21 protein-coding genes are annotated in these 24,023 nt (G+C 70.1%); 8 read left to right on the top strand and 13 right to left on the bottom strand.

The genetic code is table 11. The features are described 5' to 3' along the window. Positions 1-72: 72 nt before the first annotated feature. The 5 genes from ABTZ43_RS10735 to ABTZ43_RS10715 are packed head-to-tail and all read right to left on the bottom strand — an operon-like array spanning position 73 to position 5,847. A complete protein-coding gene (locus tag ABTZ43_RS10735) occupies positions 73-711 on the bottom strand; it encodes a hypothetical protein (protein ID WP_350538777.1) in 639 nt (212 codons plus the stop codon). Positions 712-767: 56 nt separating this feature from the next. Next, positions 768-2,045 (bottom strand): O-antigen ligase family protein, encoded by a 1,278-nt coding sequence (locus ABTZ43_RS10730; protein WP_056413240.1) that lies wholly within the window; start codon positions 2,043-2,045, stop codon positions 768-770. Next, complete coding sequence (locus ABTZ43_RS10725) at positions 2,029-3,354, bottom strand: hypothetical protein (RefSeq protein ID WP_350538776.1); 1,326 nt, start codon at positions 3,352-3,354, stop codon at positions 2,029-2,031. The genes ABTZ43_RS10730 and ABTZ43_RS10725 overlap by 17 nt, the downstream gene beginning before the upstream one ends. Before the next feature lie 59 nt (positions 3,355-3,413). After that, positions 3,414-4,622, bottom strand: a complete 1,209-nt coding sequence (locus ABTZ43_RS10720) for a lipopolysaccharide biosynthesis protein (RefSeq protein ID WP_350538775.1) — start codon at positions 4,620-4,622, stop codon at positions 3,414-3,416. A 49-nt stretch (positions 4,623-4,671) separates the two neighbouring features. Beyond that, on the bottom strand, positions 4,672-5,847 hold the full coding sequence (locus ABTZ43_RS10715) for a glycosyltransferase (protein ID WP_350538774.1): 1,176 nt from the start codon (positions 5,845-5,847) through the stop codon (positions 4,672-4,674). A 172-nt stretch (positions 5,848-6,019) separates the two neighbouring features. Here ABTZ43_RS10715 and ABTZ43_RS10710 point away from each other — a divergent pair, with 172 nt between their 5' ends. Continuing rightward, positions 6,020-6,481 (top strand): FAD synthase family protein, encoded by a 462-nt coding sequence (locus ABTZ43_RS10710; protein WP_149423955.1) that lies wholly within the window; start codon positions 6,020-6,022, stop codon positions 6,479-6,481. A 16-nt stretch (positions 6,482-6,497) separates the two neighbouring features. Here the strand turns inward: ABTZ43_RS10710 and ABTZ43_RS10705 are convergent, their stop codons facing one another. After that, the gene (locus tag ABTZ43_RS10705) at positions 6,498-6,890 is read right to left on the bottom strand and encodes an SIP domain-containing protein (protein WP_350538773.1); all 393 of its coding nucleotides are present in this window, start codon (positions 6,888-6,890) and stop codon (positions 6,498-6,500) included. 111 nt (positions 6,891-7,001) lie between these two features. On the opposite strand from ABTZ43_RS10705, the gene ABTZ43_RS10700 reads away from it, so the two are divergent. From ABTZ43_RS10700 to ABTZ43_RS10690, 3 genes are all read left to right on the top strand, one after another. Continuing rightward, positions 7,002-7,262 (top strand): glutaredoxin family protein, encoded by a 261-nt coding sequence (locus ABTZ43_RS10700; protein ID WP_056418942.1) that lies wholly within the window; start codon positions 7,002-7,004, stop codon positions 7,260-7,262. A 49-nt stretch (positions 7,263-7,311) separates the two neighbouring features. Continuing rightward, positions 7,312-8,691 (top strand): MFS transporter, encoded by a 1,380-nt coding sequence (locus ABTZ43_RS10695; RefSeq protein ID WP_350538772.1) that lies wholly within the window; start codon positions 7,312-7,314, stop codon positions 8,689-8,691. A 61-nt stretch (positions 8,692-8,752) separates the two neighbouring features. Further along, positions 8,753-10,504: an aldehyde dehydrogenase family protein gene (locus ABTZ43_RS10690; protein ID WP_350538771.1), complete on the top strand. Its 1,752-nt coding sequence runs from the start codon at positions 8,753-8,755 to the stop codon at positions 10,502-10,504. A gap of 29 nt (positions 10,505-10,533) precedes the next feature. On the opposite strand, the gene pip is transcribed toward ABTZ43_RS10690, so the two are convergent. Together pip and ypfJ are read right to left on the bottom strand one after the other, a co-directional pair. Next, on the bottom strand, positions 10,534-11,496 hold the full coding sequence (pip, locus tag ABTZ43_RS10685; RefSeq protein ID WP_350538770.1) for a prolyl aminopeptidase: 963 nt from the start codon (positions 11,494-11,496) through the stop codon (positions 10,534-10,536). Positions 11,497-11,506: 10 nt separating this feature from the next. Then, positions 11,507-12,391 carry a KPN_02809 family neutral zinc metallopeptidase gene (ypfJ, locus tag ABTZ43_RS10680; protein ID WP_253385408.1) on the bottom strand — a complete coding sequence of 295 codons (885 nt, stop codon included), beginning with the start codon at positions 12,389-12,391 and terminating at the stop codon, positions 11,507-11,509. Positions 12,392-12,454: 63 nt separating this feature from the next. On the opposite strand from ypfJ, the gene ABTZ43_RS10675 reads away from it, so the two are divergent. Then, a complete protein-coding gene (locus ABTZ43_RS10675; protein WP_350538769.1) occupies positions 12,455-13,444 on the top strand; it encodes a malate dehydrogenase in 990 nt (329 codons plus the stop codon). Between the two features lie 52 nt (positions 13,445-13,496). Continuing rightward, positions 13,497-13,967 (top strand): recombinase family protein, encoded by a 471-nt coding sequence (locus ABTZ43_RS10670; protein ID WP_350538767.1) that lies wholly within the window; start codon positions 13,497-13,499, stop codon positions 13,965-13,967. Positions 13,968-14,081: 114 nt separating this feature from the next. On the opposite strand, the gene ABTZ43_RS10665 is transcribed toward ABTZ43_RS10670, so the two are convergent. The 3 genes from ABTZ43_RS10665 to eccCa form a co-directional block, all read right to left on the bottom strand. Further along, positions 14,082-14,372, bottom strand: coding sequence for a WXG100 family type VII secretion target (locus tag ABTZ43_RS10665; RefSeq protein WP_045254914.1), 291 nt, complete (start codon positions 14,370-14,372; stop codon positions 14,082-14,084). A 19-nt stretch (positions 14,373-14,391) separates the two neighbouring features. Next, positions 14,392-14,703: a WXG100 family type VII secretion target gene (locus ABTZ43_RS10660; RefSeq protein ID WP_045254915.1), complete on the bottom strand. Its 312-nt coding sequence runs from the start codon at positions 14,701-14,703 to the stop codon at positions 14,392-14,394. A 151-nt stretch (positions 14,704-14,854) separates the two neighbouring features. Next, positions 14,855-18,844: a type VII secretion protein EccCa gene (eccCa, locus tag ABTZ43_RS10655; RefSeq protein WP_350538766.1), complete on the bottom strand. Its 3,990-nt coding sequence runs from the start codon at positions 18,842-18,844 to the stop codon at positions 14,855-14,857. An 84-nt stretch (positions 18,845-18,928) separates the two neighbouring features. Between eccCa and ABTZ43_RS10650 the strand changes: the two genes are divergently transcribed. Both ABTZ43_RS10650 and ABTZ43_RS10645 read left to right on the top strand, forming a co-directional pair. Further along, complete coding sequence (locus tag ABTZ43_RS10650) at positions 18,929-20,284, top strand: hypothetical protein (RefSeq protein WP_350538765.1); 1,356 nt, start codon at positions 18,929-18,931, stop codon at positions 20,282-20,284. Beyond that, complete coding sequence (locus ABTZ43_RS10645; protein ID WP_350538764.1) at positions 20,281-21,945, top strand: FHA domain-containing protein; 1,665 nt, start codon at positions 20,281-20,283, stop codon at positions 21,943-21,945. Before ABTZ43_RS10650 ends, ABTZ43_RS10645 begins: the two co-directional genes overlap by 4 nt. 201 nt (positions 21,946-22,146) lie before the next feature. Here ABTZ43_RS10645 and ABTZ43_RS10640 read toward each other — a convergent pair whose 3' ends face one another. Both ABTZ43_RS10640 and ABTZ43_RS10635 read right to left on the bottom strand, forming a co-directional pair. After that, the gene (locus ABTZ43_RS10640) at positions 22,147-23,511 is read right to left on the bottom strand and encodes a hypothetical protein (RefSeq protein WP_350538763.1); all 1,365 of its coding nucleotides are present in this window, start codon (positions 23,509-23,511) and stop codon (positions 22,147-22,149) included. 11 nt (positions 23,512-23,522) lie between these two features. Further along, positions 23,523-24,023 (bottom strand): hypothetical protein (locus ABTZ43_RS10635; RefSeq protein ID WP_350538762.1); only part of this gene is annotated, 501 nt, incomplete at its 5' end.

The following is a 24,023-nucleotide window of genomic DNA, read 5'->3' as shown; positions in this document are numbered from 1 at the left end:
CCGTTCGTGCGCGACCCCTACTTCGGCACAGAACGATAATTCCCCAGTGAATCGTCGTTCGGAAGAGGTGACTTAAGGTCGCGGTCCGACGAAGACGACGTTTGGCGCAGAGGCCAATATATCGACGATAACACGGACGTCCCCCTCGGGAGAAGAGGGAACGGCAAACTGGAACACGGCGTCAGCGCTGCCGCCCGCGGCGATCGTCTGCGGCCAGATCGAGGTGCCTTCGCCGGTGATGCCCGACGCGGGCAGCCGGTCGTCGCCGCCATAGGTCATGGTGACGTTCGCCCCGGCGGTGTCGACCGCCTGATCCGAGCCGTTCACGAGTCGCAGCGTGACCTGCACGGCCGGACCGCTGGGTTCTCCGGGGATGTCCCCTCCGGCGGTGACGGACTCGATGGCGACGACCTCGGCCACCACTCCCTCGACAGCGGGGGCGGGCTCGTCGAGCGGCACCTCCGCCGCGTCATCCGGCTTGGCCACCGTGTCGGTGGCTCCCGGGGTCGGCGTCTCGAACTCGGTCGGCTGGGGCGTCGGCGTCGCGGCCGGCCCGGAGGTCGCACCGGCACCGGGACCGGCCTGTCCTGAGCCGCCGTTGGCGATCACCCCCCAGACGATCCCGCCGACGAGGAGGGCGCCGATCAGCGCGACCAGGGCCCAGCCGCGCCAGCCCATGCGCCGCTGCGATTCCGTGCGTGATTGCGCCACAGGTCTCCTCCTCCGCACGCCGATGCCCTGCGTCGAGGACGCGGACATCCGTCATTCTAGGTCAGAGCCGTCTGCCGGGAGCGGGGCTCTTCGACCCGATCGAGACGCAGACCGTCCGGGTCGTCCGAATGTCGGGAGCGATGGGTGAGCAGCGAGGCCACCGTGAAGAAGAGGATGAACGCCATCGCGCTGTCGACCAGGCCGCTCTCGGTGATCGATCGGACGATCACCAGGGTGAGCAGCGGAGTGAGCAGCCAGCGACGCCGCGCCGAGATCAGAGCGCTCGCGACGCACCACACGACGAGCGCGGCGATCAGGGCGGTGCCGATCAGGCCGGTCTGCGCGAGCAGCGAGACCCAGCTGCTGTCGAGCACCTGGGTGTCGCGCCATTTGATGTCGACCGGGATCTCCTTGGCCGAGAGCCCGATCCCGATCCACTTCTGCCACTCGGACCAGTCCCAGCCGAGCACCACCCGCCACACGTCGAAGCGCGAATCCAGGGCCGTCGACGTGTCGTTCGAGCCTGCTCGCGTGGCCAGGCTGCCGAAGACGTCGGTGAACGAGCCGATGGCGTAGCCGAGGGGCAGGGCGCCGAGGAGCAGGTAGAGCACACTGCGATCGCGGATGCCGTTGACCAGCACCGCCGCGACGATGCCGATCGCGATCGCGAGCAGGCCGATGCGCGATCCGGTGGCGACCGCGATCCCCACCAGCACGACGGTGGCGACCAGCCGCCACGCGCGCACCCCGTCGCGGAGCATCAGAATGACCAGCCCGACGAGGGGCGCTCCCACGAGTCCCGCCAGCTCGTTCGGATGGATCTCGGGAATGCCCCCGCCCAGCCTCCCGCTGGCGGCGAGCGTCGGCACCCCGGTCACGGCGGCGACGAGGGCGACGGCGGCCATGGCCGAGAGCAGGCACACGATGCTGGTGACCCACGGCACGGTCGTGAGCAGGAACAGGATGGTCGCCATCACCACGAACATCCTGCCCACCAGCACGATGGTCGACGAATCGTTGCCCGCGAGGGTCGAGCCGAGCGCGCTGACGAGCAAAGCCACGGCGATGATCCCGGCGGGCGCGATGCCCACGGACACCCGTTCGCGCGTCCTCGCGGCGAGCATCACCGTGGCACCGAGCGCGATCATGGCCAGCAGCGCCTTCGCGATCACCACCGTATCGATGCCGCCGCTGTAGATGGTCGCGCTCCGCCACGGGATCACACTCACGATGAGCACCGCGTACAGCCCGCCGACGGCGACCATGCGCGCCGTGCTCGGGTGATGCGCGGACTGCTGCCGCGGCGCTCGCGAGGTGTCAGTCGGAGCGGACATGCGAGTCTCCCGCACCCGCGATGGCCGGGTCACGGTCGGAGATCCGCCAGGACTCGGCGATGGACCCGAGCGACTTCGCTCCCGCATTCACGATCACCACTCCGACGGGGTGGATGCCCATCACGCGCAGACGCGTGGTCACCGAGACGAGATCGGTCGCCGACGTCGAGTTGTTGCGCACGTTGAGGATCACTCCCGCGCCGGGTCCGACCAGACGCTCGATGAGCGCGGATGCACCGGGCTCGCAGATCACGATCACCACGTCGAACCGGTCGTGCAGCACGGCGAGAGCCACGGGCATCTCGGCGGCGAGGGTCTCGAGCGAGAGGGGGTCCGCGGCGACGAAGACGGCATCGCCCTCTTCCCCGTCGTCGATGGAGACGTCGTCGAGCACCTCATTGAGCGTGCGGCCGCGCCCGGTGACGTGCGTCTCCCTGGTGTCGATCACGCAGACGGTGGCGCCGATCAGGCGCTGCGCCTCGAGCATCCCGGCGACCGCGTCGTCATCGATCGAGCCGTCCGAGGTGGGCAGCACGATGTGGGTGCGCACGCCGCCGCCGGCGAGGGCGACGAGGTTGCCCGCCGCCTCTTCGTACGCCACGATCGCGGCCGAGTTCGAGTCCGGATGCAGGCGGCTGCGCCGCGGGATCTGGCCGATCACGGGCAGACCGGAGTAGCGGCGCACGTCGGAGATCGTGCGCAGCCTGCGGTTGGTGGTGGTGCGGTAGACCGCGACGATCGCACCGAGGGCGAGGCCCGCGATGCCGCCGAGGCCGGTGATGGCCGTGACCTGAGGAGAGATCGGAGCGAGCGGGGCGACCGCGGGCAGCACCTGGTCGAGCGCCACGGTGTACCGCGAGTCGTCCTCGTCGTTCTCGGTCTCGCCGATCAGCTCCGAGAGGTGCGTCGCGGCGGAGTTGGCGATGTCGGTGGCCAGCGCGGCGGTCGGGGCGTCTGCGCGGACGACGAGGAGCACGGTGTCGGCCGTGTTCTCGGCCGACAGCATCCGTCGGATGTCGCGATCCGGGTAATCGTCCTCGTCGAGATCGAGATCGTCGCGCACGGCGTCGATGACCTCGGGGCTGTCTACCAGCGGCGGGTAGGACTTGATGCGCGCGAGGCTGAACTGGTTGCGTTCGAAGAGCGAGGCCTCGGTCGAGTCGACCCGCAGCAGCAGGGTCGACGTCGCGGCGTACGTCTCGGGGAGCATCTTGGTGACGAGCCACCCCATGCCCGCACCGAGCACGGCGAGCACGACGATGACCACCCATCCCTCGCGCAGGATCCGTCCGTAAGGGACATCTTCCATCGCCAACCCCCTCAGTCGAAGACAGGGCATAAACCTATCACTGGCCGCCGGGGCGACCGTTACGGGGCAGGGCGCTCGGGGCGGCCGCGCGAGACCACGAGCGCGCGCAGACCGAGACCGCCGAGCATCGATGCGGCGGCGAGGGCGAAGGGCAGGGTCGATGCCTCGGCGCCGAGCGCGATCATCACGACGGCGGCGGCGATCGCGAGGATCGTGTCGGAGAGGCGGATCACGAAGACCGCGATCTGCCGCCCTCCCACCGCGCCGAGTGCTCCGTAGGGGGTGACGATCGCGACCGACATCCCGTACGCGAGCCAGGCGATGACCGCGAGCGGATCGACCTGGACGTCGAACAGGAGCGGGCTCACCCAGGGGATCAGCACCACGGCGGCGACGCTCATCAGCACGGTGCCCAGCAGCAGGAACAGCACGACGCGATCGGCCTCGCGCACCGAGCCGCCCGCACCCGCCTTGTGCTGGTCGGCGAAGCGCACGAAGAGGAACGACGACAGTCCGCTGATCACCAGGATCAGCGGCGACGTGTAGGTGCGCGCGGCCTCGAGCAGACCGACGGCGGTGAGCCCCGCGCCGGCGAGCACGAGCAGTCGCAGCACCGTGAACAGGCTCGGTCGCAGCACCTGCTGCAGCCCGCGCCACATGCCGTAGCGCCAGACGGCGGCGAGGTCGGCTCCGCGCAGACCCACCAGGTGGCGTTCGCTGCGGGGCATGAGCCGCCAGCCGATGAAGGCGGCGGCGACCTGACCGGCCGCGATGCCGCCGAGGAAGGCGGCGAGCGTCAGGGTGCCCGTGACATGCACGGTGAGGATGACGGCGAGCGCGACGACGAAGCCCGCCAGGTCGGTGAGCGCCGTGCGCACGAACGACAGGTGCGCGATGAGCATGCGGCGCACGATCTCCTCCACCGCGAACGCCGCGAGCGCCAGGGCGAACAGAGCAGATTCGAGCACGTCGGAGAATCCGGTGAGCCAGGCGATGAGGAAGGACCCGACCGCGAGCAGCACTGAGGTGATGAGCAGCATCAGCTCGAGCCCGGCGCGGATCGCCCGCTGCGACCGTTCGAGCACGACGAGCGAGTCGCCGACGAGACCGGTCACGACGGCGGTCGCGACGATGACCACTCCGTACAGGATCGCGAAGCGACCGTACTCCTCGATGCCGAGCAGGCGCGCGACGAGGATCTGCAGCAGCAGACCGATGCCGGCCTGCGCGGCCTGTGCGATCACGGCCCCCAGAGCCTTGCGTTTCATCTCGCCTCCCCGCCGAACATCCTTGCACGCGAGCAGAGGTGCGCGAGTCCTACAGCTCGCCCGGCTTAATCGCCTCGGAGTCGATCGCGCGGATGATGCGGATCGTCGCGGTGTCGGGCTTCGGCTCGACGGCGGCATCCGACGGGCGGGACCTGCGCGGTGCGTAGACGACCAGGGAGTGGAACAGGAACCTCGCGAAGAACGCGACGATGAGCGACAGCCCGGTCGCGAGCACGCTGGAGATGTGCCAGGTCTCGACCATCAGCGCCATCACCGGGATGCGCAGAGCGGCCTCGGCGTTGTTGAAGGCGAAGGAGGCGGCGAAGCGACCGCCGATGCCGCGGGCGTCGGTGCGCATGTCGGCGAAGACGAAGCGCTCCTGCAGCAGGAAGTTGCCGATGATGGTGACCTCGGCGCCGATGATCGCCGCCCAGATGTAGGGGACCCCGGCCAGGGTCAGCAGCCACATGATGCCCAGGTTGGCGACGGCGCCGATCACACCGATCAGGGCGAACAGCGACATCTTGCCGAACCGCAGTCGGGCGAGGTGGGCGATGAAGGTGCCGCCCTGACGCAGGCTCGCCTTCGACGTGCCGTGCCTGCGCTCGCCGAACTCCATCGGCACCTCGGCGATGCGCAGATCCGTGCGGGCGAGGATCTCGAGGAGGATCTTGAAGCCCTGCGGCTTGAGCGCCGCCAGGTCGAGTCGGCTCCGATCGACGAGGAAGAATCCCGTCATCGGGTCGGTGCTGCGGGCGAGACGGATCGGGAACATGGCGCGAGTCAGCCAGGTCGCCGCCCGCGACACGCCGAAACGCACCGCCGTGCCGAGACCGCTGGTGTCACCGCCGCCCACGTACCGCGACGCGGCGACCACGTCGGCATCGCCGTCCGCGTGACGGGCGAGCAGGGCGGGCAGGAGCTCGGGCGGATGCTGCAGGTCGCCGTCCATGACGATGCAGAGGTCGGCGGCCGCGGCCTCGAGCCCGACCAGCACCGCCCCACCGAGACCACCGGTGTTGTGCTCACGGTGGATGACCCGCACGGGCAGCGGAGCATCCGCCGCGACCCTGGCGATCTCGGATGCGGTGTCGTCGCCGCTGTCGTCGACGAAGAGGATCTCCGCGTCGTACGCGGCGAGCGCGACCGCGGTGCGCGCAACGAGTTCTGCGACGTTGTCGCGCTCGTTGTAGGTCGGCACGATGACCGTGACCGGTGTCGCCACGAGCCTTTCCCTTCCCCCTGTGCAGACCGAAGAGCCCGCGTTGCGGGATCCATCGTTCCACGGGTTCCTGTGCGGGAGGAAACCGGCACCTGCTACACTCGCTCCGGTGCGGCTGTGGGAGTCGCTGGCGGATGGGGATCCGCCTCTGGGGAATTACTGATCTGGGGAGATCATGGGGACGCGCATCGGCTATGCCGTGGGTGCTTTCGACCTGTTTCACGTCGGGCATCTCAACCTTCTTCGTCACGCCAAGCAGCACTGCGACGTCCTCGTCGCGGGTGTCGTCAGCGATGAGATGCTGCGGCAGGTGAAGGGCATCGAGCCCGTCATCCCGACCGCCGAGCGCGCGGAGATCGTGCGCCACATCTCGTTCGTCGACGACGTGTACGTCGAGACCACTCCGTCGAAGATGGACTCCTGGCACGATGTGCGGTTCACGCACTTCTTCAAGGGAGACGACTGGCGCGGCACGGACAAGGGCCTGCGCCTCGAGCGTGACTTCGCCGAGGTGGGTGTCGAGGTCGTCTACTTCCCGTACACGGCGCACACGTCGAGCTCGTCGCTGCGGCGCGCGCTCGACGCGATCTCGGCGGGCGCCACGGTCGGTGGCACGCCCGTCCTCGCGACGCGCTGACACGCGGATCCGGCTCTCAGTTGGCGACGCCGAGCAGGCTCCGCGCCATCCGTGCGACGTGCGCCGGTGTGTGCGCGCCGAGCCAGACCGTCCACTGCAGCGGCGGCTCCGCGCACGTCCACTCGACGCACCATGAGTGCACGGCCTTGGCCAGTCGTTCGCCCTTGGCGTGCTGTCGCGCGCCGTCGCCTCGGAGGAGCCAGCGCACCGACATGCCCTCGGGCACGTCGATGTGCCGGAACTGGATGCGCGCCGCGGCCTCGATGAGAACCACGCCCTCCGCATCCCACGGCAGCCGTGCGGTGATCGCGGCGATGGCGGCGGCGTCCGTCGAGTCGCCCGCGATCAGCACCACGCCGTCGATGTTCTCCCAGTCCGGATCCTCGAGGTGTTCGCACGCAGTGGTCATATCTTCAGCATAGGTAAGGCTACCCTTACTACGCAACGCCGGTGACGCGGACGGATGCGGGACGATCGCCGTCTCGGCGCCCGCTCAGCCGAGCGGACGTACGCTGGAGGCATGACCTCCGCAGAATCCACGATCACCCTCTTCGGCGCCGACTGGTGCCGCGACTGCATCCGCACCAAGAAGCAGCTCGACTCGCTCGGCATCGAGTACACCTACGTCGACCTCGTCGCGGAGCCGGCGGCAGCCGATGTCGCCAAGGAGATCTCGGGGCGCACCAACATCCCCGTCGTGGTCTACCCGGACACCTCGCACCACGTCGAGCCGTCGAATGCCGACGTCGAGGCGAAGCTGCGCGAGCTCTCCCTCATCTGACCGGAGGCTCCTCCTCTGCAGGGGAGTCCCCCACCGCTACACTGGCGCGATGAGCTCCGTGGCTCGGCCGGAACGCGCGTCCGTCCGTCTCTCCCCGCGAACGATCGCGCTGTACGCGGTGGGCTCGCTCGGCACCGGCGGCTACGCCACCCTTCCCGGGCTGGTCCTCACCTACTTCCTCACCGACAACCTCGGTGTCGCGGCCCTCGTCGCGGGCCTGATCGTGACGGCGGCGAAGGTGTGGGACGTCGTGATCGATCCGCTCATCGGCGCAGCCTCCGACCGCCAGTACGCACGGATCGGCTCGCGTCGCGGGTTCATGGTCGTGGGGGCGCTCACGCTTCCGCTCTTCTTCGCGCTGACCTTCGCGGTGCCTCCGTCCTGGGGGCCCACCGCGGGAGCGATCTGCGTGTTCCTGGCGTTCCTCGCCACCGCCACCTCGTTCAGCCTCTTCCAGGTGCCCTACGTGGCGCTGCCCGCCGAGCTCACCCGCGGCTACGACGAACGCACGCGCCTGCTGGGCTGGCGGGTCGTCGTGCTCACCGCCGCGATCCTGCTCTTCGGAGCAGGCGGTCCCGAGCTGCGCCGTGCCGGCGCGGACCCGGTCGCCGGGTACCTGCTGATGGGCGTCGTCGCGGGCGTCGCGATCGGGGTCGGGATGCTCATCGCCTCCCGCACCGCGGATGCCGCCCCGCTGCCCGGCGCGGATGCACCGCCCGAGGCGGCCGTCGCCGCCACCGGGTTCCGCGCCCCCTACGCGGCCGGCCTGCAGACGCTGCGGCGCAGTCAGCCCTTCCGCGCGCTGCTGGGCACGTTCCTCCTGCAGGCTCTCGCGACCGGGACGATGCTCGCCGCCGCCCAGTATGTCGCCACCTGGGTGCTGCGCAGCGAGGATGCGGTCACCCTCGTGTTCCTGTCGCTGGTCGGCCCGGCCCTGGTCGCGACCCCCGTATGGACCGCGGTCTCCCGGCGGATCGGCAAGGAGCGGGCGTTCGCCGTCGCGAGCATCCTGTTCACGGCGGCCTCGGCGACGCTCGTGATCGCCGCCTGGCTCCCCGGCGGGTGGATGTACGGCTCGATCGGGATCGCGGGCATCGCGTACGCGGGGCTCCAGTCCCTGCCGATGGCGATGCTGCCGGACGTGATCTCGCACGACGAGCAGCGCAGCGGCAAGGGCCGGGCCGGCACCTTCACGGGCGTGTGGACCGCGGGCGAGACCATCGGCTTCGCCCTCGGTGCGACGACGGTCTCCCTGACGCTCGCGGCCACCGGGTACATCTCGACCGTCGCCGGCACGACCGCGCAGCAGCCCGACGCCGCCGTCACCGGCATCGTGATCAGCTTCAGCATCCTGCCCGCGGTGCTCATGCTCGCGAGCCTGCTGACGCTGCGTCGATACCGGCTGCGCCGCTCCGACATCGAGGCGTGAGGCATCGACGCGTGACTCGCGGGCGCGGCCTAAGCTGGGATCCCGTCAGAAGGAGACGCCGATGACTTCCGCGACCGCACCCACCGGATCGATGAGCCCGGAGCTGGACGACGGAGAGCGGGCCTGCCTCGATGAGGCGATCGGCGAGCTGCAGGCGGGCAGCCGCACCTGGGCGGCGCTGACCCTCGCGCAGCGCGTCACCCTGCTGCGCGGCGTGCGTACCGGCGTGGCCGCCGCCGCCGAGGACTGGGCCAGGACCGCCGCCGCCTCGAAAGGGCTCGACGGACGCCATCCGCTGCGCGGCGAGGAGTGGCTCAGCGGACCGTACAGCGTGCTGGGCGCCCTCGACGCCTGCATCGAGACGCTCTCACGGCTGGCGCACGGGACGAATCCGCTCGACGGCGTGCGCATCGACCGTGCACCCGGCGGACGCACCCGCGTGCACGCGTTCCCTCTGACCGGGATCGACCGCATCCTGCTCTCGGGCTACACCGGCGAGGTGTGGCTGAAGCCCGGCACCACCCCGAGCCGCGCCAGGGCGGCGGCCGGACTCGCGCAGCGCACGCCGTCGGAATCCGGGGGCGTCGGGCTCGTGCTCGGAGCGGGCAACATCACCTCCATCCCCGTGCTCGACGTGCTGTACGAGCTGCTCGCCCACAACCGCGTCGCCCTGCTGAAGGTCAACCCGACACAGGACGCCCTCGTGCCGGTGTACAAGCGCGCACTCGCCCCGCTGATCGGCCTCGGACTGCTGCGCATCGTGCGGGGCGGCCCGGCGGTCGGCGCCTACCTGACCGGGCATCCCGAGCTGGTGCACGTGCACATCACGGGTTCGGCGGCGACCTTCGACGCGATCGTCTGGGGGACGGGGGCGGATGCGGTCGAGCGCCGTCGCGCGAACACCCCCCGACTGCAGAAGCCCATCACGGCGGAGCTCGGTGGAGTGTCGCCGATCATCATCGTTCCGGGCGAGTGGACGGATGCCGACCTCGCCTATCAGGCGGAGCACGTCGCCACCATGCGCCTGCAGAACAGCGGCCACAACTGCATCGCCGGCCAGGTGGTGATCCTGTCGTCCGACTGGGCGCAGGCCGACGACTTCCGCACGGCACTCCGACGGGCGTACGCGAACGCCCCCGAGCGGCCGACCTGGTATCCGGGCGCGACGTCGCGGATGGACCTCGCGAACGACGCCTACCCCGGCGCTCTCGTCCTCGGAGATCGGCTGCTGGTCGAGATCACGGGGGGCGAGGATGCGGCGGCGCTGCAGCGCACCGAGTACTTCGCGCCCGTCCTCGGCGTCGTCTCCGTTCCCGGCACCGGGCAGGAGTTCCTCGACACCGCCGTCGCCTACGCGAACGAGCAGCTGCAGGGCACGCTCGGCGCGAACCTCCTGATCGACCCGGCGACCGAGAAGAAGCTCGGCGCCGGGTTCGACCGCTCCGTGGCGGCGCTGCGCTACGGCTCGATCGCCGTCAACGGCTGGACGGCCTTCGGCTTCCTCACGCCGACCCTGACCTGGGGCGCGTTCCCCGGAAGCACGATCGACGATGTCGGCAGCGGGATCGGCGTCGTGCACAACGCACTGCTGCTCGATGACGTCGAGCGGTCGGTCGTCCGTGCTCCGTTCCGGCCGTTCCCGCGATCACTGCCCCTCGCCAACGGCGGCGGACGCTTCACGATCCTTCCGAAGCCGCCGTGGTTCGTGTCGTCCCGCACCGGCGCGGCGGTGAGCGAAGGACTGACCCGCTTCCGTGCCGACGGCGGCATCCTCGGACTCCTGAAGACCCTGACGGGGGCGCTGCGCGCCTGACGATCGGCATCAGCCGGCCGATGTCGACGTCAGCCGGCGAAGCGATCGGTCGCTGCCCGCAGCGCACGCTGGATGCCGGGCTCGGCTGCCGAGTGACCGGCATCGTCGATGACCACGAAGTCCGCCTCCGGCCACGCCGTGTGCAGATCCCAGGCGGTCATCATCGGCGTGCAGACGTCGTGACGCCCCTGCACGATGACGGCGGGGATGTGTCGGATGCCCTCGACGCCGGCGATCAGCTGCCCTTCCGTCCACCAGCCGCGATTCACGAAGAAGTGGTTCTCGATGCGGGCGAACGCCGTCGCGGTGCGAGGGTCCGACATCGCCTCGATCTGCGCCGCATTCGGACGCAGCGTCACCGTCGACGCCTCCCACCGCGACCACGCGACGGCGGCGGGCTCGTGCACGGCGGGGTCGGGATCGAACAGCCGCCGGTGATACGCCCGGATCAGGTGCGAGCGCTCCAGCACCGGGATGGGGGCGATGTACTCCTCCCACAGATCGGGGAACAGTGCCGCCGCGCCGCCCTCGTAGAACCACTCCAGCTCCTCGCGACGCAGCGTGAAGATGCCGCGCAGCACGAGTTCGCTGACGGCATCCGGATGCGCCTGCGCGTAGGCGAGGGCGAGGGCGCTCCCCCACGACCCGCCGAACACCTGCCACTGCTCGACCCCGAGATTCCTGCGCAGCAGCTCGATGTCGGCGATCAGGTGCGCGGTCGTGACGAAGCGCAGATCGGCGTCCGGCGCGCTCGCATGCGGGGTGCTGCGGCCGCAGCCTCGCTGGTCGAACAGCACGATCCGATACACGGCGGGGTCGAAGAACCGCCGCTGCCAGGGCGAGGTGCCGCTCCCGGGTCCGCCGTGCAGGAACACCACGGGCTTGCCCTCGGGGTTGCCGCTGACCTCCCAGTACAGACGATGCCCGTCGCCGACGAGCAACTCGCCGGTCTCGTACGGCTCGATCGGCGGATACAGTGCGTCCAGGTCCATCGCCGTCGCCCTAGAGCTCTGCGCCGGACACGGTCAGCGGATCGGCGCACACGTCGAGTCCGTACTTGTACCCGCTGGCGAACCACCCCTGCCTCTGCGCGCTGGTGCCGTGCGTGAAGCTCTCAGGGTTCACCGATCCGGACGACTGCTGCTGGATGTTGTCGTCACCGACGGTGTTCGCCGCATTCAGGGCATCCGTGATCTCGGCCTCGGTGGGAGCCTGCAGGTAGGGAACGCCGTTCTTGTCCTTCTCCTCGGTCATCCGTCCGATCCAGGCACCCGCGTAGCAGTCGGCCTGCAGTTCGATGCGCACGCCGTTGCTGTCCGGGCCCGTGCCGTTGTTCGGGTACCGGTCCATCACGCCGGTGATGTACTGGATGTGGTGGCCCCACTCGTGGCCCACGATGTACAGCTGCGCGAGATCCCCCGCGGATGCTCCGAACTGCTGCTGCATGAGGTCGAAGAACGTCGGGTCGACGTAGACCGTCTCCTCGGGCGGGCAGTAGAACGGCCCCACCGCGTTCGACGCGGTGCCGCAGGCGGTCGAGGTCGCGCCGTCGACGATGATGAGCTGCGGAGCCCGGTACTGGTCGATGCGGTCCTCCCAGAACCCGTCGAGCGCGAGCTGCGCGCTCGCCACCCGACAGTCGACGTCCTCGTTCGCGTCCTCACCGGTGAGGCAGTTCTCGATCACGCTGCCGCCCTCGGGCTCGGAGCCGCCGCCGGTGGTGCCCGTGCCGCCGAGCAGACCGGTCAGATCGATGCCCAGAAGAGGCCCGGCGATGAGGGCGATGAGGCCGAGCAGGCCGACCCCGCCCGCCCCTGCCACGACGGCCCCGCGGCCCCGTCGGCGAGCGGTGTTGCCGGAGACGTCGGCGTCTGGGTTGAAGGTCATGCCATGAGGGTACTCCGCACGACGCCCCGCCCGGACCGCCTCGCCCGGACGTAGGCTCGGGTCATGACGACCACGATCACACTGACCGGTGCCGGCGGACAGATCGGATACGCGCTGCTGTTCCGCATCGCCGCCGGCGACCTCCTCGGGCCGGAGGAGAAGGTGCGGCTGCGACTGCTGGAGATCCCTCAGGGGCTGGGTGCGGCCGAGGGGGCGGCGCTCGAGCTGCAGGACGGCGCCTTCGGCCTGCTGGAACACGTCGAGGTGACCGACGACCCCGCCGTGGGATTCGACGGCGCCGACCTGGCGCTGCTGGTCGGCGCCCGCCCGCGCGGCCCCGGCATGGAGCGCGGTGACCTCCTCGCCGCGAACGCCGGCATCTTCGGACCGCAGGGTGCCGCGATCGCCGCACACGCCGCCGACGGCGTGCGCGTCACGGTCGTAGGCAACCCGGCCAACACGAACGCGCTCATCGCCGCGGCCGCGGCCGACGGCGTCCCCGCCGAGCGCTTCAGCGCCCTGACCAGACTCGACGAGAACCGCGCGAGGGCGCAGCTGGCGCAGACCCTCGCCGTGCCCGTCGACACGGTGCGCCGAGTCCCGATCTGGGGCAACCACTCCGCGACGCAGTTCCCCGACGTGTCGCACGCGACGGTCGCCGGCCGGCCGGTGACGGAGGCGCTCGAGCGCATCGTCGGCGACGTCCCCGCCTGGCTCGACGAGACCTTCATCCCCCGAGTCGCGAAGCGCGGGGCCGAGATCATCGCGGTGCGCGGATCGTCGTCGGTGGCGTCGGCCGCGAACGCGACGATCGAGCACGTGCGCGACTGGGTGCACGGCACCGACGACTGGACCTCGGCGGGCGTCGTGTCGCACGGCGAGTACGGCGTGCCCGAGGGCCTGATCTCGTCGTTCCCGGTGCGCGCGGTCGACGGAGAGTGGCGCATCGTCGAGGGCCTCGACGTCAGCGACTGGGCACGATCGCGCATCGACGCCTCCGTCGCCGAGCTGGCCGAGGAGCGCGAGGCGGTACGAGCCCTCGGGATGCTCTGAACGGTCGCCACGGACGGCTCCGGCAGGGCAGAATGGATCCCGGAGGTGCGCGATGAGCGAGACGATCGATCCGATGAAGACGACGGCATCCGTCGACGAGGCCCTGACGAGTCCGCTGCACCTGCCGCACGCGGCCGCGGAGTGTCCGAAGTGCTTCACCGAGCTGCAGCAGAACCGCGACTTCTGGGTCGCGCGCCCGGACGGGTCGCGCCTGGTCGGACTCGTCGTCTCGCGAGAGGGCATGCCCTCGGTCGTCGAGCAGCGTGAGGACCTCACCCGGTTCGGGGTTCCCATCGAGGGATTCCGTCACCCGGCCCCCGACATCCTCGAGTCCTGGAGCGACCGGCTCTCGCGCCTGATCGCGACGCTCAAGCCCGGCGACGTCCTCGTCGTGGCGAACATCAACGCCCTCGGGCGCGACGCAGAAGAGGGTGCCCGCACCGCCAAGGAGCTGCGCGGCCACGGCATCATCGTCAAGGTGCTGAGCCACGACGCTCGCCACCTGGCCGACGCCGCCCGCTGAGCCGCGCGGCACATCACCCCGGGCACAGTCGCCGACCCGCAGCCCCGTAGACACAGAGAGAGCCGGCTGTCACCCCCTGAGGGGCGACAGCCGGCTCGAACTCTCACCGCGGGATCACCAGCGGTTCATGTTCCTGTTCTCGTTCGCCTGACCGTCCTGCGAGTCCTGCGAGACCTGGCGTCCGATGTCGTTCAGGAGCGCCTTCATCTCGGTCAGGGCCGCGTTCCACTTGGCCTTGGCCTGGATGTACGCCTCGGAGGCCGAACCGGTCCAGTCCGCCTGGAGCGGCTTGAGCGCGTCCTCCATCTGGGAGAGCTTGTTGTCGATGTTGTTCGCGCCGCGAACGAGGTCGGCACCCGCCGTGTCGACGGCGCCGAACTGCATCTTGTATCCGTTACCACTCATGATCTTTTTCCCTCCGGTCTCAGCCGAGACGGCCCATGAACTTGTTCTGCGACTGCGCAGACGTGTCGTCGGTCTGCGTGTAGGCCGACTGCGAGTCGCGCAGGTTCTGCTCGAACTCGTCCAGAGCGTTCGTGATGCGGCGGGACTTCTCCTGCCACGCCTGGAAGGTCTGCGTGAACGCCGCGGCCCCCGCGCCCTGCCACGACGATCCGATGCTTGACAGCTGAGACTGAATCGAGTTCAGCTCGCCGATGATGTCCTGCTTCGAGCTGCTGACGATCCCGGCGCCCCGCTGCAGGGCCCCATCCGCTGCAGAAATCTCTCCGCTCACGGTCACCTCCTGGTCGTATGGGCGAAACCGCCCTGTGTGAGTCAGCCCCGGAGGGCCGTGCCGCCGATGTTTCGGTGACAAGTAACACCATACGGCGCTCGTGCGCGTATGCCCATGGGTAGCTCTGCCCACCCTGCATGCTGACTGCTCGCTACGGGTGCGACGTCGGGGCGAAGGCGAGCTGCATGGTCTGCAGCCCGCGTTCGCGGGTGATCACCCTGGCGCGCCCCGGCACCGCCGGGGTCGCCTTCACGTTGCCGATCAGCGGCCCCTCGTCGGGGCTGCCCGAGAGCAGGATGCCGGGAGCCGCGAGGTCGCGGAGCGTCTGCATGACCGGCTCGAACGTCGCCCGTGACGCGCCACCCGAGCGGCGGGCGATGATCAGGTGCAGTCCGACGTCCGTCGCCTGCGCCAGAAGCGGCTGCAGCACGGCGATCGGATTGCCGGACTGCGTGTTGACCAGGTCGTAGTCGTCGACGAGGACGTAGACCTCTGCGCCCGTCCACCACGAGCGGTCGCGCAGCTGCTGAGGCGTGATGTCGGGCCCCGGCATCCGCCCTCGCAGGTACTCGGCGAGGCCGCCCAGCTCGTCCGACGCCTGCTGCGCGGTCGTGTAGTACCCGGCGAGGTACTCCTCGGGGATCTCCGACAGCAGCGCACGCCGGTAGTCGACGACGAAGATCTGCGCCGACTGAGGAGTCGTCGTGCGCATCACCTCGTGCGCGAACGTGCGCAGGAAGCTCGACTTGCCCGACTGGCTGTCGCCGAACAGGTACAGGTGCGGGTTGCGCCGCACGTCGAACGCGGAGGGGGCGAGCGCCGCCTCGTCGACGCCCAGAAGCACCTGGTTCTGCAGCGGGGTGCCGGCAGCCAGCTGCTGCAGCGTCGAGAGCTCGAGCATCTCGGGCAGCAGACGCAGCTTGGGGCCGCGGGGACCCTTCCACGCCGCGTTCACGCGCTCGATCAGGTGTTCGACGCCCTCGCTGAGCGTGTCGGGATCACCGGAGCCGTCGACGCGCGGCAGAGCGGTGAGCATGTGGTGCTTCGACGGCGCGAGTCCGCGACCGGGGCGGCTGAGCGGCACGTTGACGGCGACCTTGCGGTCGATCTCCGAATCGCTGGTGTCGCCGAGGCGCAGTTCGAGCTTCGACCCGAACGTGTCGCGGATCGCGGTGCGGAAGTCCATCCACCGAGAGGTCGTCGCCACGATGTGCACACCGAAGGTGAGCGCCCGCCCTGCGAGCGACTGGATCTCGAACTCCATCTCGTCGAACTCGGCGCGGATCGTGGGCCAGCCGTCGATGATGAGGAACACGTCGCCGTAGCCGTCATCAGCCCGCCCCTGCGCGCGCAGACGCCGATAGGTCTCGATCGAATCGATCGAGTTGGCCGTGAAATAGCGCTCGCGCGCGTTGACGATGCCGACGACCTCCTGGAACATGCGTCGGAGGACGTCGGGCTGGTTGCGGCCGGCGACACCGGCGACATGCGCCATCTTGGCGAACGGCACGAAGGTTCCGCCGCCGAAGTCCATGACGTAGAACTGCACCTCCTGCGGAGTGTGCGTCAGCGCGATGCCGGTGAGCACGCTGCGGGCGAGGGTGCTCTTGCCGCTGCGCGCGCCGCCGACGATCGCGAGGTGGCCGCCCGCACCGGTGAGCGTCACCGTCAGCCGATCTCGACGCTGCTCGAGCGGTCGGTCCACGGTGCCCAGCGGAATCGTGAGAGGGCCGGCCTGCCGCCACCGCGGCGAGATCAGTCCGAGCTGCGGGTCTTCGACCAGATCGCCGAGCATCTCGTCGAACGTCGCCGGCACGTCGAGCGGAGGCAGCCACACCTGGTGGGCGGGCATGCTGCGCCCCTTCATCTGCGCGACGGCGATGTCGAAGGTCACCCGCTGCTCGGGCGCCTCGCCCCGCACGACGTCGAGGGCGGGAGCCTGATCCTCGGAGTTCTCCTGCTCGAGCACGGGTGCGGCCGTGAACGATCTGGCCTCGATCGCCCGGACCTCCGCCCCGGAACCGTCGGCCTCGGCCGTCGCGCCCGGCTTGCGCCGGCGGGTCTTGGGCGGAGCCGACACGTACGCGGCGCGGAACTGCGTGAGGGTCTCGGCATCCGACTTCAGGATGCCGTGGCCGCCACCGCCGGGGAGCGTGAACGCATCGGGGACGCCGATGACCGCGCGCGAGTCGGCACCGGAGAACGTCTTCAGACCGATCCGGTACGACAGGTGGGAGTCGAGTCCGCGCAGCTTGCCCTCTTCCAGCCGCTGGGTCGAGAGCAGGAGGTGCACCTGCAGCGATCGACCGAGTCGGCCGATCGCGACGAACAGCTCGGTGAAGTCGGGCTTCGCGGCGAGCAGCTCGGAGAACTCGTCGGCGACGATCAGCAGCGCGGGGAGCGGCTTGAGATCGGTACGACCACCCTTGCGGGCGGCCTCGTAGTCGGTGACGTTGGCGAAGTTGCCGGCGTCGCGCAGCAGCTCCTGGCGCCGGGTCATCTCCCCCTGGATGGCGTCCTGCATGCGGTCGACCAGAGTGAGGTCGTCACCGAGGTTGGTGATGACGGCGGAGACGTGCGGCATATCCGCCATGCCCGCGAAGGTCGCACCGCCCTTGAAGTCGATCAGCACGAAGTTCAGCGCTTCGGACGAGTGCGTCATCGCCAGGGAGAGGACCAGGGTGCGCAGCACCTCGGACTTTCCCGAGCCGGTGGCGCCGATGAGCATGCCGTGCGGCCCCATGCCCTGCTGGGCGGATTCCTTGATGTCGAGGATCATCGGCTGGCCGGTGCTCGTCAACCCGATCGGGACTCGCAGGCGATCGCGCGCGGAGCGGGGCTTCCAGGCCACATCCGGGTCGAAGTCCCGCACATCGGGGAGGTTCAGCAGATCGGTCAGCTCGGCGCTGATCGTGCGCGCGCCGCCCGCCTCCTCGTCCTGAGCGCTCTCACCGAGGCCGGTGAGACGCCGCGCCACCGCTTCGGCCGAGCTGATCCCGAGGAAGTCGGGGCTCGCCGGGACCATGCCCATGCTGCGGCGGGCGACAGTGAGCTTCTCCCCGTCGGCGCCGTCGAGGATCAGGCGGACAGTGAGCGGGTCGGTGAGCTCCGCCCATTCGCGAGCGATGTCGATGACGGTGACGCCGTCGACGCCGCCCTCCTCGTCGAGGAGGTTGCCCTGGGGCAGTTCGACGCCGTCGAGGATGACCACGATGTGAGGCATCGCGCCCCCGCCGCGACCGCTGACCGGTCCGCGCGAGCGGATGTCGGCGATCAGCGGCTCGACCTCGGCCCACGACGAGCCGATGCGGCGGGCACCGCCGACGGCGTCCTTGCGACTGTCGGACTGCGCGTGCGGCAGCCACTTCGCCCACTCCCAGTACGGCAGGTCGGCCGCCGAGGCGATGACGGCGACCTGCAGATCCTCGGGCGCGGTGAAGGTGGTGAGATGCGAGACCATGGCGCGGGCCAGCCCCCGCCCGCGCACGATGTCGCCGACGACCTCGATGCGCGCACACGTGCTGATGTTGAGTCCGAGCGGCAGGTCGGGCACCTGGTCGTGGGTGAGCACGAAGCGGTGCGCCGCCGATGCGCTCACCGGGTCGAGCTGGGCGAGCGGCGGGATGGGGGCCTCGTCGAGCGTCATGGCGAGCGGCTGAGTGGCCGTGCCCACTCGGGTCACCAGGAACTGCGGGTCACCGGCGGGGCGTTCCCACACGCGGGATCCCTCCTCGGCGACGAAGGGGAGCGAGTCGGGTGCGGGCAGCATCCACTCCTCGTACCGGCGCTGTCGCGAGGCGACCTCGCGCACCGCGTCTCGGGTCTCGGAGAGGTAGGCGAGGTATTCGCGTCGCGTGTTCTCGACGTTCGTCGAGTGCTGCGACTTCTGCCGCCACATCTGCCCGCCCACCATCGACAGGGCCATGAAGAGGAACAGACCGCCCATGATGTACGTGCGGGTCGCATCTCCGCCCTGAGTGAGCGAGAGCACCGCGACCGAGCCGAGGCTGCCCACCATCGGCAGGGCCATCATCAGGGTGTTCGACGCACCTTCGGGCTTGGGCAGCTCGGGCGCCTGCTGCAGCGTGAGCTGTCCGCCTGCCGGCGGTTTCGGCGCGCGGCGATTGCTGGTGATGCTCACGACTGGCCCTCCTCGAGTCACCTACTATTGTGTCAGGATGCCGCGCGGAACCGGCATTGTGCGTCGGAACATCGAGAGGCGAGGATGTCAGCGAAGACGATACGCCTCACCGTAGCTGATGCGAACGGGCGCAACGACCTGGTCGTCCCCGCCGATTCGACGGTCGCAGAGCTGCTCACGGTCGGCGGCGTCGACCTGAAGCGGTACGTCGGCACGACCACCTCCGGGGCGGCGATCGACCTCGACAGCGAAGTGTCGGTCATCCCCGGCGACGGCGGCGTGATCTGGCTGTTCGACCGCACTGCGACGGCGTCGGCCGACGGCTCCGACACGTCCGCGAAGGATGCGGCGTCCGCGGGGCAGCCGCGCAGGAACACCCTGCTGCTCGCTCTGCTGCTCGCGATCACCATGGTGCTCGTGTCGTGCGCGGTGATCATGCCGTCGGCGACCGTCGTCTCCGTGGCGACAGTGCTGCTGCTCGTCGGCGCGCTGACGTTGCTGGCCCAGCCGGTGCGGGACTCCACCATCTACGTCGCCTTCGTCGCGCCGGTGCTCGGCGGCGCGGCCGGCGCGGTCGCCCTCTCGGTCTTCCACGACACCGGCGCGATGATGGCCGCGGGTTTCGTGATGGGGGCGACGATCGCCTGCGTGCGTCACGCGCAGGCGCTGATGCGCGGGCGGCTGGCCGCCGCGACCACCGCGGTGATCGCGGTGATGTGGTCGGTGCTCGCAGTGCTGAACGCCGCCGCGTTCCTCGCCGGTGTCCCCGCCGTGGTGATCACGGCCGTGCAGGTCGCCTGCGCCGTGCCGGTCTTCCACTTCATCCGGGCCGCCGCCCTCGACGTCGACGCGAGCGAGCTCATCGATACGCCCTACGTCATCCGCGACGCGCAGGGTCTTCGACAGACGCCTCCACGGGAGCCGTCCCCCGTCGGAGCCGACACCGCACGTCGGCAGTTCCAACTCGCTCGCCGCAGATCCGAGGCGGGGATCGTCATCGCCTGCGCACTCGCTCTGCTGTCGACGATCTACACCGTGGTGGTCACGGCCGCGTCGATAGACACCTCCGGCCCCTCGGTCGAGACGTGGTGCGTCCTCGGCGGAGCGCTGGGCGTCGGATGCTACTTCCTGCTCACCGCACGGATGCTGCGCGACGGGGTCGCCCGGGCGGCCGCGCTCGTCACGGGAACCGTCGTCGCCGTGGCCTCTGCGGCGGCCCTGGTGATCGCACTGCAGCTGAGCGCCTTGCTCGTCGCCGTCGTCGTGATCATCGCCGGCGCGATCGTCGCCTCGCTGACCGTGCCGCTGGCTCGGGATTGGCGTTCCCTCGGCTGGTCCCGCACCGGTGACATCGTCGAGGGCCTGTTCCTCGCCCTGGCCCCCGCGGCGCTGCTGTACGGTTCCGGCATCGCTGGGCAGATCCTGGAGGTCTTCTCATGACCATCGCCCCTCCGGCCGCGCGACTGCGGCCACCGGCATCCCCCGTCCGCACGGCTGCGCCGGGGGTGCGCGCCACCGCAGGCCAGCGCGCAGGCGCCTACCTGATCGACATCGGGATCATCGCGGTCATCGCGACGCTGGTCTGGGTGCTCACCGGATCGCTCGTGCTCGTCGCCGTGACCGTGATCGAGCTGTGGGCCATCGGCTGGGTGTGGGAGGGCCACACCGGGGCGACGCCCGGGAACCTGATCTGCCGCCTGCGCACCGTGCAGCGCGACAAGGATGCCAGCGTCGGTGCGCGCGGCCTGTTCCTGCGCAACCTGGTGATGGGCCTCGCGCACGTGATCCCCGTGCTGCTGCCCGTGGGCCTCGCAGCCGCAGGGGTTCTCGACGGCCTGGGGCGCGCCCGCGTCATCGATGTGCGCAAGACCCGCAGCGCCGCGACGGACGGCATGTTCCTCGCACCGGATCTCGAAGCCAGGGTCACCGGGCCCGATGCCGCGGCGGGGGTCATCGCGGCCGCGCCGGGGGTCATCAGCCAGACGCCGCTGTCGCCGTCGCAGCCGGTCGTCGCGGCACCGGTCTCCGACCCCGTCGATGCCGGCAGCGTGGCCGTGTTCGAGCTCTCGGACGGCACCGTGATCGAGGCCACCGGCCTCGGCTACATCGGCCGCGCGCCCCGCGCTCCGGAGACCATTCCCGACGCGATCCTCGTACGCGTGCCCGACGGCACCCGCTCGCTGTCGCGCACCCACGCCGCCTTCGGCGTGGAGGACGGGAAGCTGTGGGTGCAGGACCTGGGCTCGGCGAACGGTGCGGCGGTGCGGCACCTCGGCGGCAGCGAGACCGAGCTGAGCGCGCACAACCCGTACTTCCTCGTGCCGGGCGACGTGCTGGTGCTCGGCGGCGACGCGGAGCTCGCGTATCGCCGAGTGGCCGGACGCGGCGCCCGACCGTCCGCACTCCCCTCGACACCCGCGACACCCGTGACCGAGGGGCCGGCCACGCCGAGTGAGCCTGCGGTGCCGACACCCGCGGTCGTGGCGCCCGCTGTCGTGACGCCGGCTGTCGTGACGCCGGCTGTCGAATCGACGCCCCTGGGATCTCCTTCCCCCGCCGTCGTGGATGCGGTGCCGGCCGCGGAATCGGCACCGCCCGCGACCCAGGCGCCTGCAGAGAGGCCCACGACGCGATCGGCCGCGCGCCTGACGCAGGCGGGCGCTCCGGCCTCCCAGGCGCCCGCGACTCCGGCCGCCGCCGCCGCTGTTCCGCCTGCGCCGACCGATGCGCAGCCGACCGCATCCCCCGTGCCCTCCGAGGCTCCGCAGGCGGTCGTCGCCCTGCAGTTCACCGACGGCACGACCGTGCCGATCACCGGGCTGGGGTACATCGGTCGCGCCCCGCGTGTGCCCGAAGGGGAGCATGCCGAGGCCGTGCTCGTCGCAGTGCCCGACGGAGACCGCTCGGTGTCGCGCACCCACGGTCGCTTCGGGGTGGTCGACGGTCAGCCGTGGTTCGAGGACCTCGGCTCGGGCAACGGCTCGTCGCTGCGCACGGCCGACGGCCGGTCGGGGCCGATGACTCCGCACCAGCGATTCGGGCTGACATCGGGCATGACCCTGCAGGTCGGCGACTGCCTGATCCAGATCGTCGCGGTCTGACGACGACGGCATCCACTTCCGTTCGGACAGCTCGCGCTCGCGTGGACGGGTCCGCTCACGCACCAATGGATCCGCTCACGCACCAACGGGTCCGCTCACGCGCTGACGGGTCCGCTCACGCGCTGATACGAGAAAAGCCGCTCACCCCACGGGTGAGCGGCTTTCTCTGTAGGACGTGAGGCCCCGGTCGAGAGTTCTTCGTTACCAGCCGAGCTCTTCGCGTCCGTCGGACGCCGAGCGGCCGGCAGCGCCGGCAGCCCCGAGATCGGGAGCGATCTGGTCGTCATCCGGTTCGACCTCGAAGGCGAGGAGGTCCTGTCCGCGGCGGCGGTTGCGCTTGTCGCTGCCGCCCCCGGCTCCGCCGCCGGCGGCCGCGCCGCCGACCATGCCACCGCGTCCGCCGTTCGCGGCACCCGACTGGGCGACGACGCCGCTCGCGCCTGCACCCGTCCCGGTACCGCCGACGCCACCCACTCCGCCGACTCCGCCGACGCCGCCGATGAGCCCGCCGCCAGCGCCGAGACGTCCGGCGAGGCCCGCGGCCGCGCCGCCGACGACGCCACCGGCACCGCCGACGAGGCCTCCTGCGCCGCCGACCGACCCGGAGGTTCCGCCGCCACCGCCACCGCCTCCGACCGTGCCGCCGACCCCACCGGTGAGGCCCGATCCGCCGCCGCCGCCGGTCACGCCGTCGGTGCCGCCGTCGACACGCGGCCGGTCAACGCCATCCGTGTCGCCCGGGTCGGGCCACGTCGTCTCCGGGGGCTCGGGCGGGTACACCGGGGGATCGACAGGCGGGTACACAGGAGGTTCGACGGGCGGGTACACCCGAGGCGGGTCGACGACACGCGGCGGGTCCGTCTTGGTGCCTTTGTCGTCACCATCGTCGATGCCGCCGACGACGCCAGGGCCCTCGTAATCCCCGGTGCCCGAGCCTCCTCCGTTGACGCCGGGATAGTTCACGGGAGAGTTGCCACCCGGGCCCTCGTTCTCCGAAGGGTCATCCGTAGGCTCCGGCTCGTCATAGTCCGTGACCGGCATGCTGTCGATGATCTCCTGCAGGCGCGTATCGAGAGCCGCTGCCATCTGCCGGGCCTGCTCCTCCTGGGCAGCTGCAGCCTCGTCCAGGTAGTACTGCTGGGCCTGGGCTGGCGTCATCGTGACGCCAGGACGGACCTGAACCGGGCTAGCCGTCTGCGCGGCGATGTCGAGGGTGCTCTGCTGTGCAGGCGACAGCTCTGCCGACGGCAGTCCGTCGACTCCCGTCGCCGTGCCTTCGAGCTCCGAGTGGGCCTGAGCGACCAGCGTGCCGAGCTTCTTCTGGTAGTCAGAGAAATCAGCGAGGCGGCGATGGATGTCGGTGAGCTTTTCCGCGATCTTCTCGCCCAGACCCTGCCCACCTTCGAACGATGTGATGCGCGCAGCTCGTCTGACGTCAGTTGCCACTGAACTCACCGCGGCTGTTGCCGCTTTCACCGAATCCGCCTGCGCACTGCGCATATTCTCAGCCACGAAGTTCGTGCGGTTGCTCTTCAGCCGGTTGAGACGATCGATGTTCTGTCCCATTGTCGTTCCCTTCAGACCTCGACGGTACGGTTTGAATCAGTCGTTCCGACGGTCCTGCGATAAAGAGCGTTGTGGGTCGACGCCTGCTGCTCGTCCAGCTTCGTGACGTCATCGACGGCCATGTCCAACGCGGCAGATGCTTCTTGCAGTTCAGTCTCGAGCCCTTGCAGCCATTTGAGTGCTGCCTCGTATCGCGATGAGAACGCGGCGGCGAGTTCGACAGACTTTCCGTCCTCCGTCCAGAGCGCAGACACGGGCCCGCTCTTCAAGCGCTCGAGCTCAGCTCTGGATGCGATGAGCGTCTCGTATGCGTCTCGAAGGACGCCCCTCTGCCGCTCGACTTCGTCCGCCGCCATGACGAACGGAACCAACTTGATCTTCATCACGCCCCCTCCAACGATAATGCGCATGATGATCGTAACCGCCGCCGTCGTCGTTGGAAATCCGAAGACAAAGCCCAAGACGCTGCTGCGCACTCCGAGCAAGCTCAGAAAGATATGGCGAAGGCTCAG

Source organism: Microbacterium sp. NPDC097977, from assembly GCF_040302605.1.
Classification (GTDB): domain Bacteria; phylum Actinomycetota; class Actinomycetes; order Actinomycetales; family Microbacteriaceae; genus Microbacterium.
Note: the sequence above shows the minus strand (reverse complement) of the source record. Positions and strands in the feature narration are given on the sequence as shown.

Coding starts and splice junctions, on each gene's coding strand:
- ABTZ43_RS10675 (WP_350538769.1), top strand. CDS start 12,455: ATGACGACCACGATCACACTGACCGGTGCCGGCGGACAGATCGGATAC.
- ABTZ43_RS10695 (WP_350538772.1), top strand. CDS start 7,312: ATGAGCTCCGTGGCTCGGCCGGAACGCGCGTCCGTCCGTCTCTCCCCG.
- ABTZ43_RS10725 (WP_350538776.1), bottom strand. CDS start 3,354: ATGGAAGATGTCCCTTACGGACGGATCCTGCGCGAGGGATGGGTGGTC.
- ABTZ43_RS10640 (WP_350538763.1), bottom strand. CDS start 23,511: ATGGGACAGAACATCGATCGTCTCAACCGGCTGAAGAGCAACCGCACG.
- ABTZ43_RS10665 (WP_045254914.1), bottom strand. CDS start 14,372: ATGAGTGGTAACGGATACAAGATGCAGTTCGGCGCCGTCGACACGGCG.
- ABTZ43_RS10650 (WP_350538765.1), top strand. CDS start 18,929: ATGTCAGCGAAGACGATACGCCTCACCGTAGCTGATGCGAACGGGCGC.
- pip (WP_350538770.1), bottom strand. CDS start 11,496: ATGGACCTGGACGCACTGTATCCGCCGATCGAGCCGTACGAGACCGGC.
- ABTZ43_RS10710 (WP_149423955.1), top strand. CDS start 6,020: ATGGGGACGCGCATCGGCTATGCCGTGGGTGCTTTCGACCTGTTTCAC.
- ypfJ (WP_253385408.1), bottom strand. CDS start 12,391: ATGACCTTCAACCCAGACGCCGACGTCTCCGGCAACACCGCTCGCCGA.
- ABTZ43_RS10730 (WP_056413240.1), bottom strand. CDS start 2,045: ATGTCCGCTCCGACTGACACCTCGCGAGCGCCGCGGCAGCAGTCCGCG.
- ABTZ43_RS10700 (WP_056418942.1), top strand. CDS start 7,002: ATGACCTCCGCAGAATCCACGATCACCCTCTTCGGCGCCGACTGGTGC.
- ABTZ43_RS10645 (WP_350538764.1), top strand. CDS start 20,281: ATGACCATCGCCCCTCCGGCCGCGCGACTGCGGCCACCGGCATCCCCC.
- ABTZ43_RS10670 (WP_350538767.1), top strand. CDS start 13,497: ATGAGCGAGACGATCGATCCGATGAAGACGACGGCATCCGTCGACGAG.
- ABTZ43_RS10705 (WP_350538773.1), bottom strand. CDS start 6,890: ATGACCACTGCGTGCGAACACCTCGAGGATCCGGACTGGGAGAACATC.
- ABTZ43_RS10720 (WP_350538775.1), bottom strand. CDS start 4,622: ATGAAACGCAAGGCTCTGGGGGCCGTGATCGCACAGGCCGCGCAGGCC.
- ABTZ43_RS10690 (WP_350538771.1), top strand. CDS start 8,753: ATGACTTCCGCGACCGCACCCACCGGATCGATGAGCCCGGAGCTGGAC.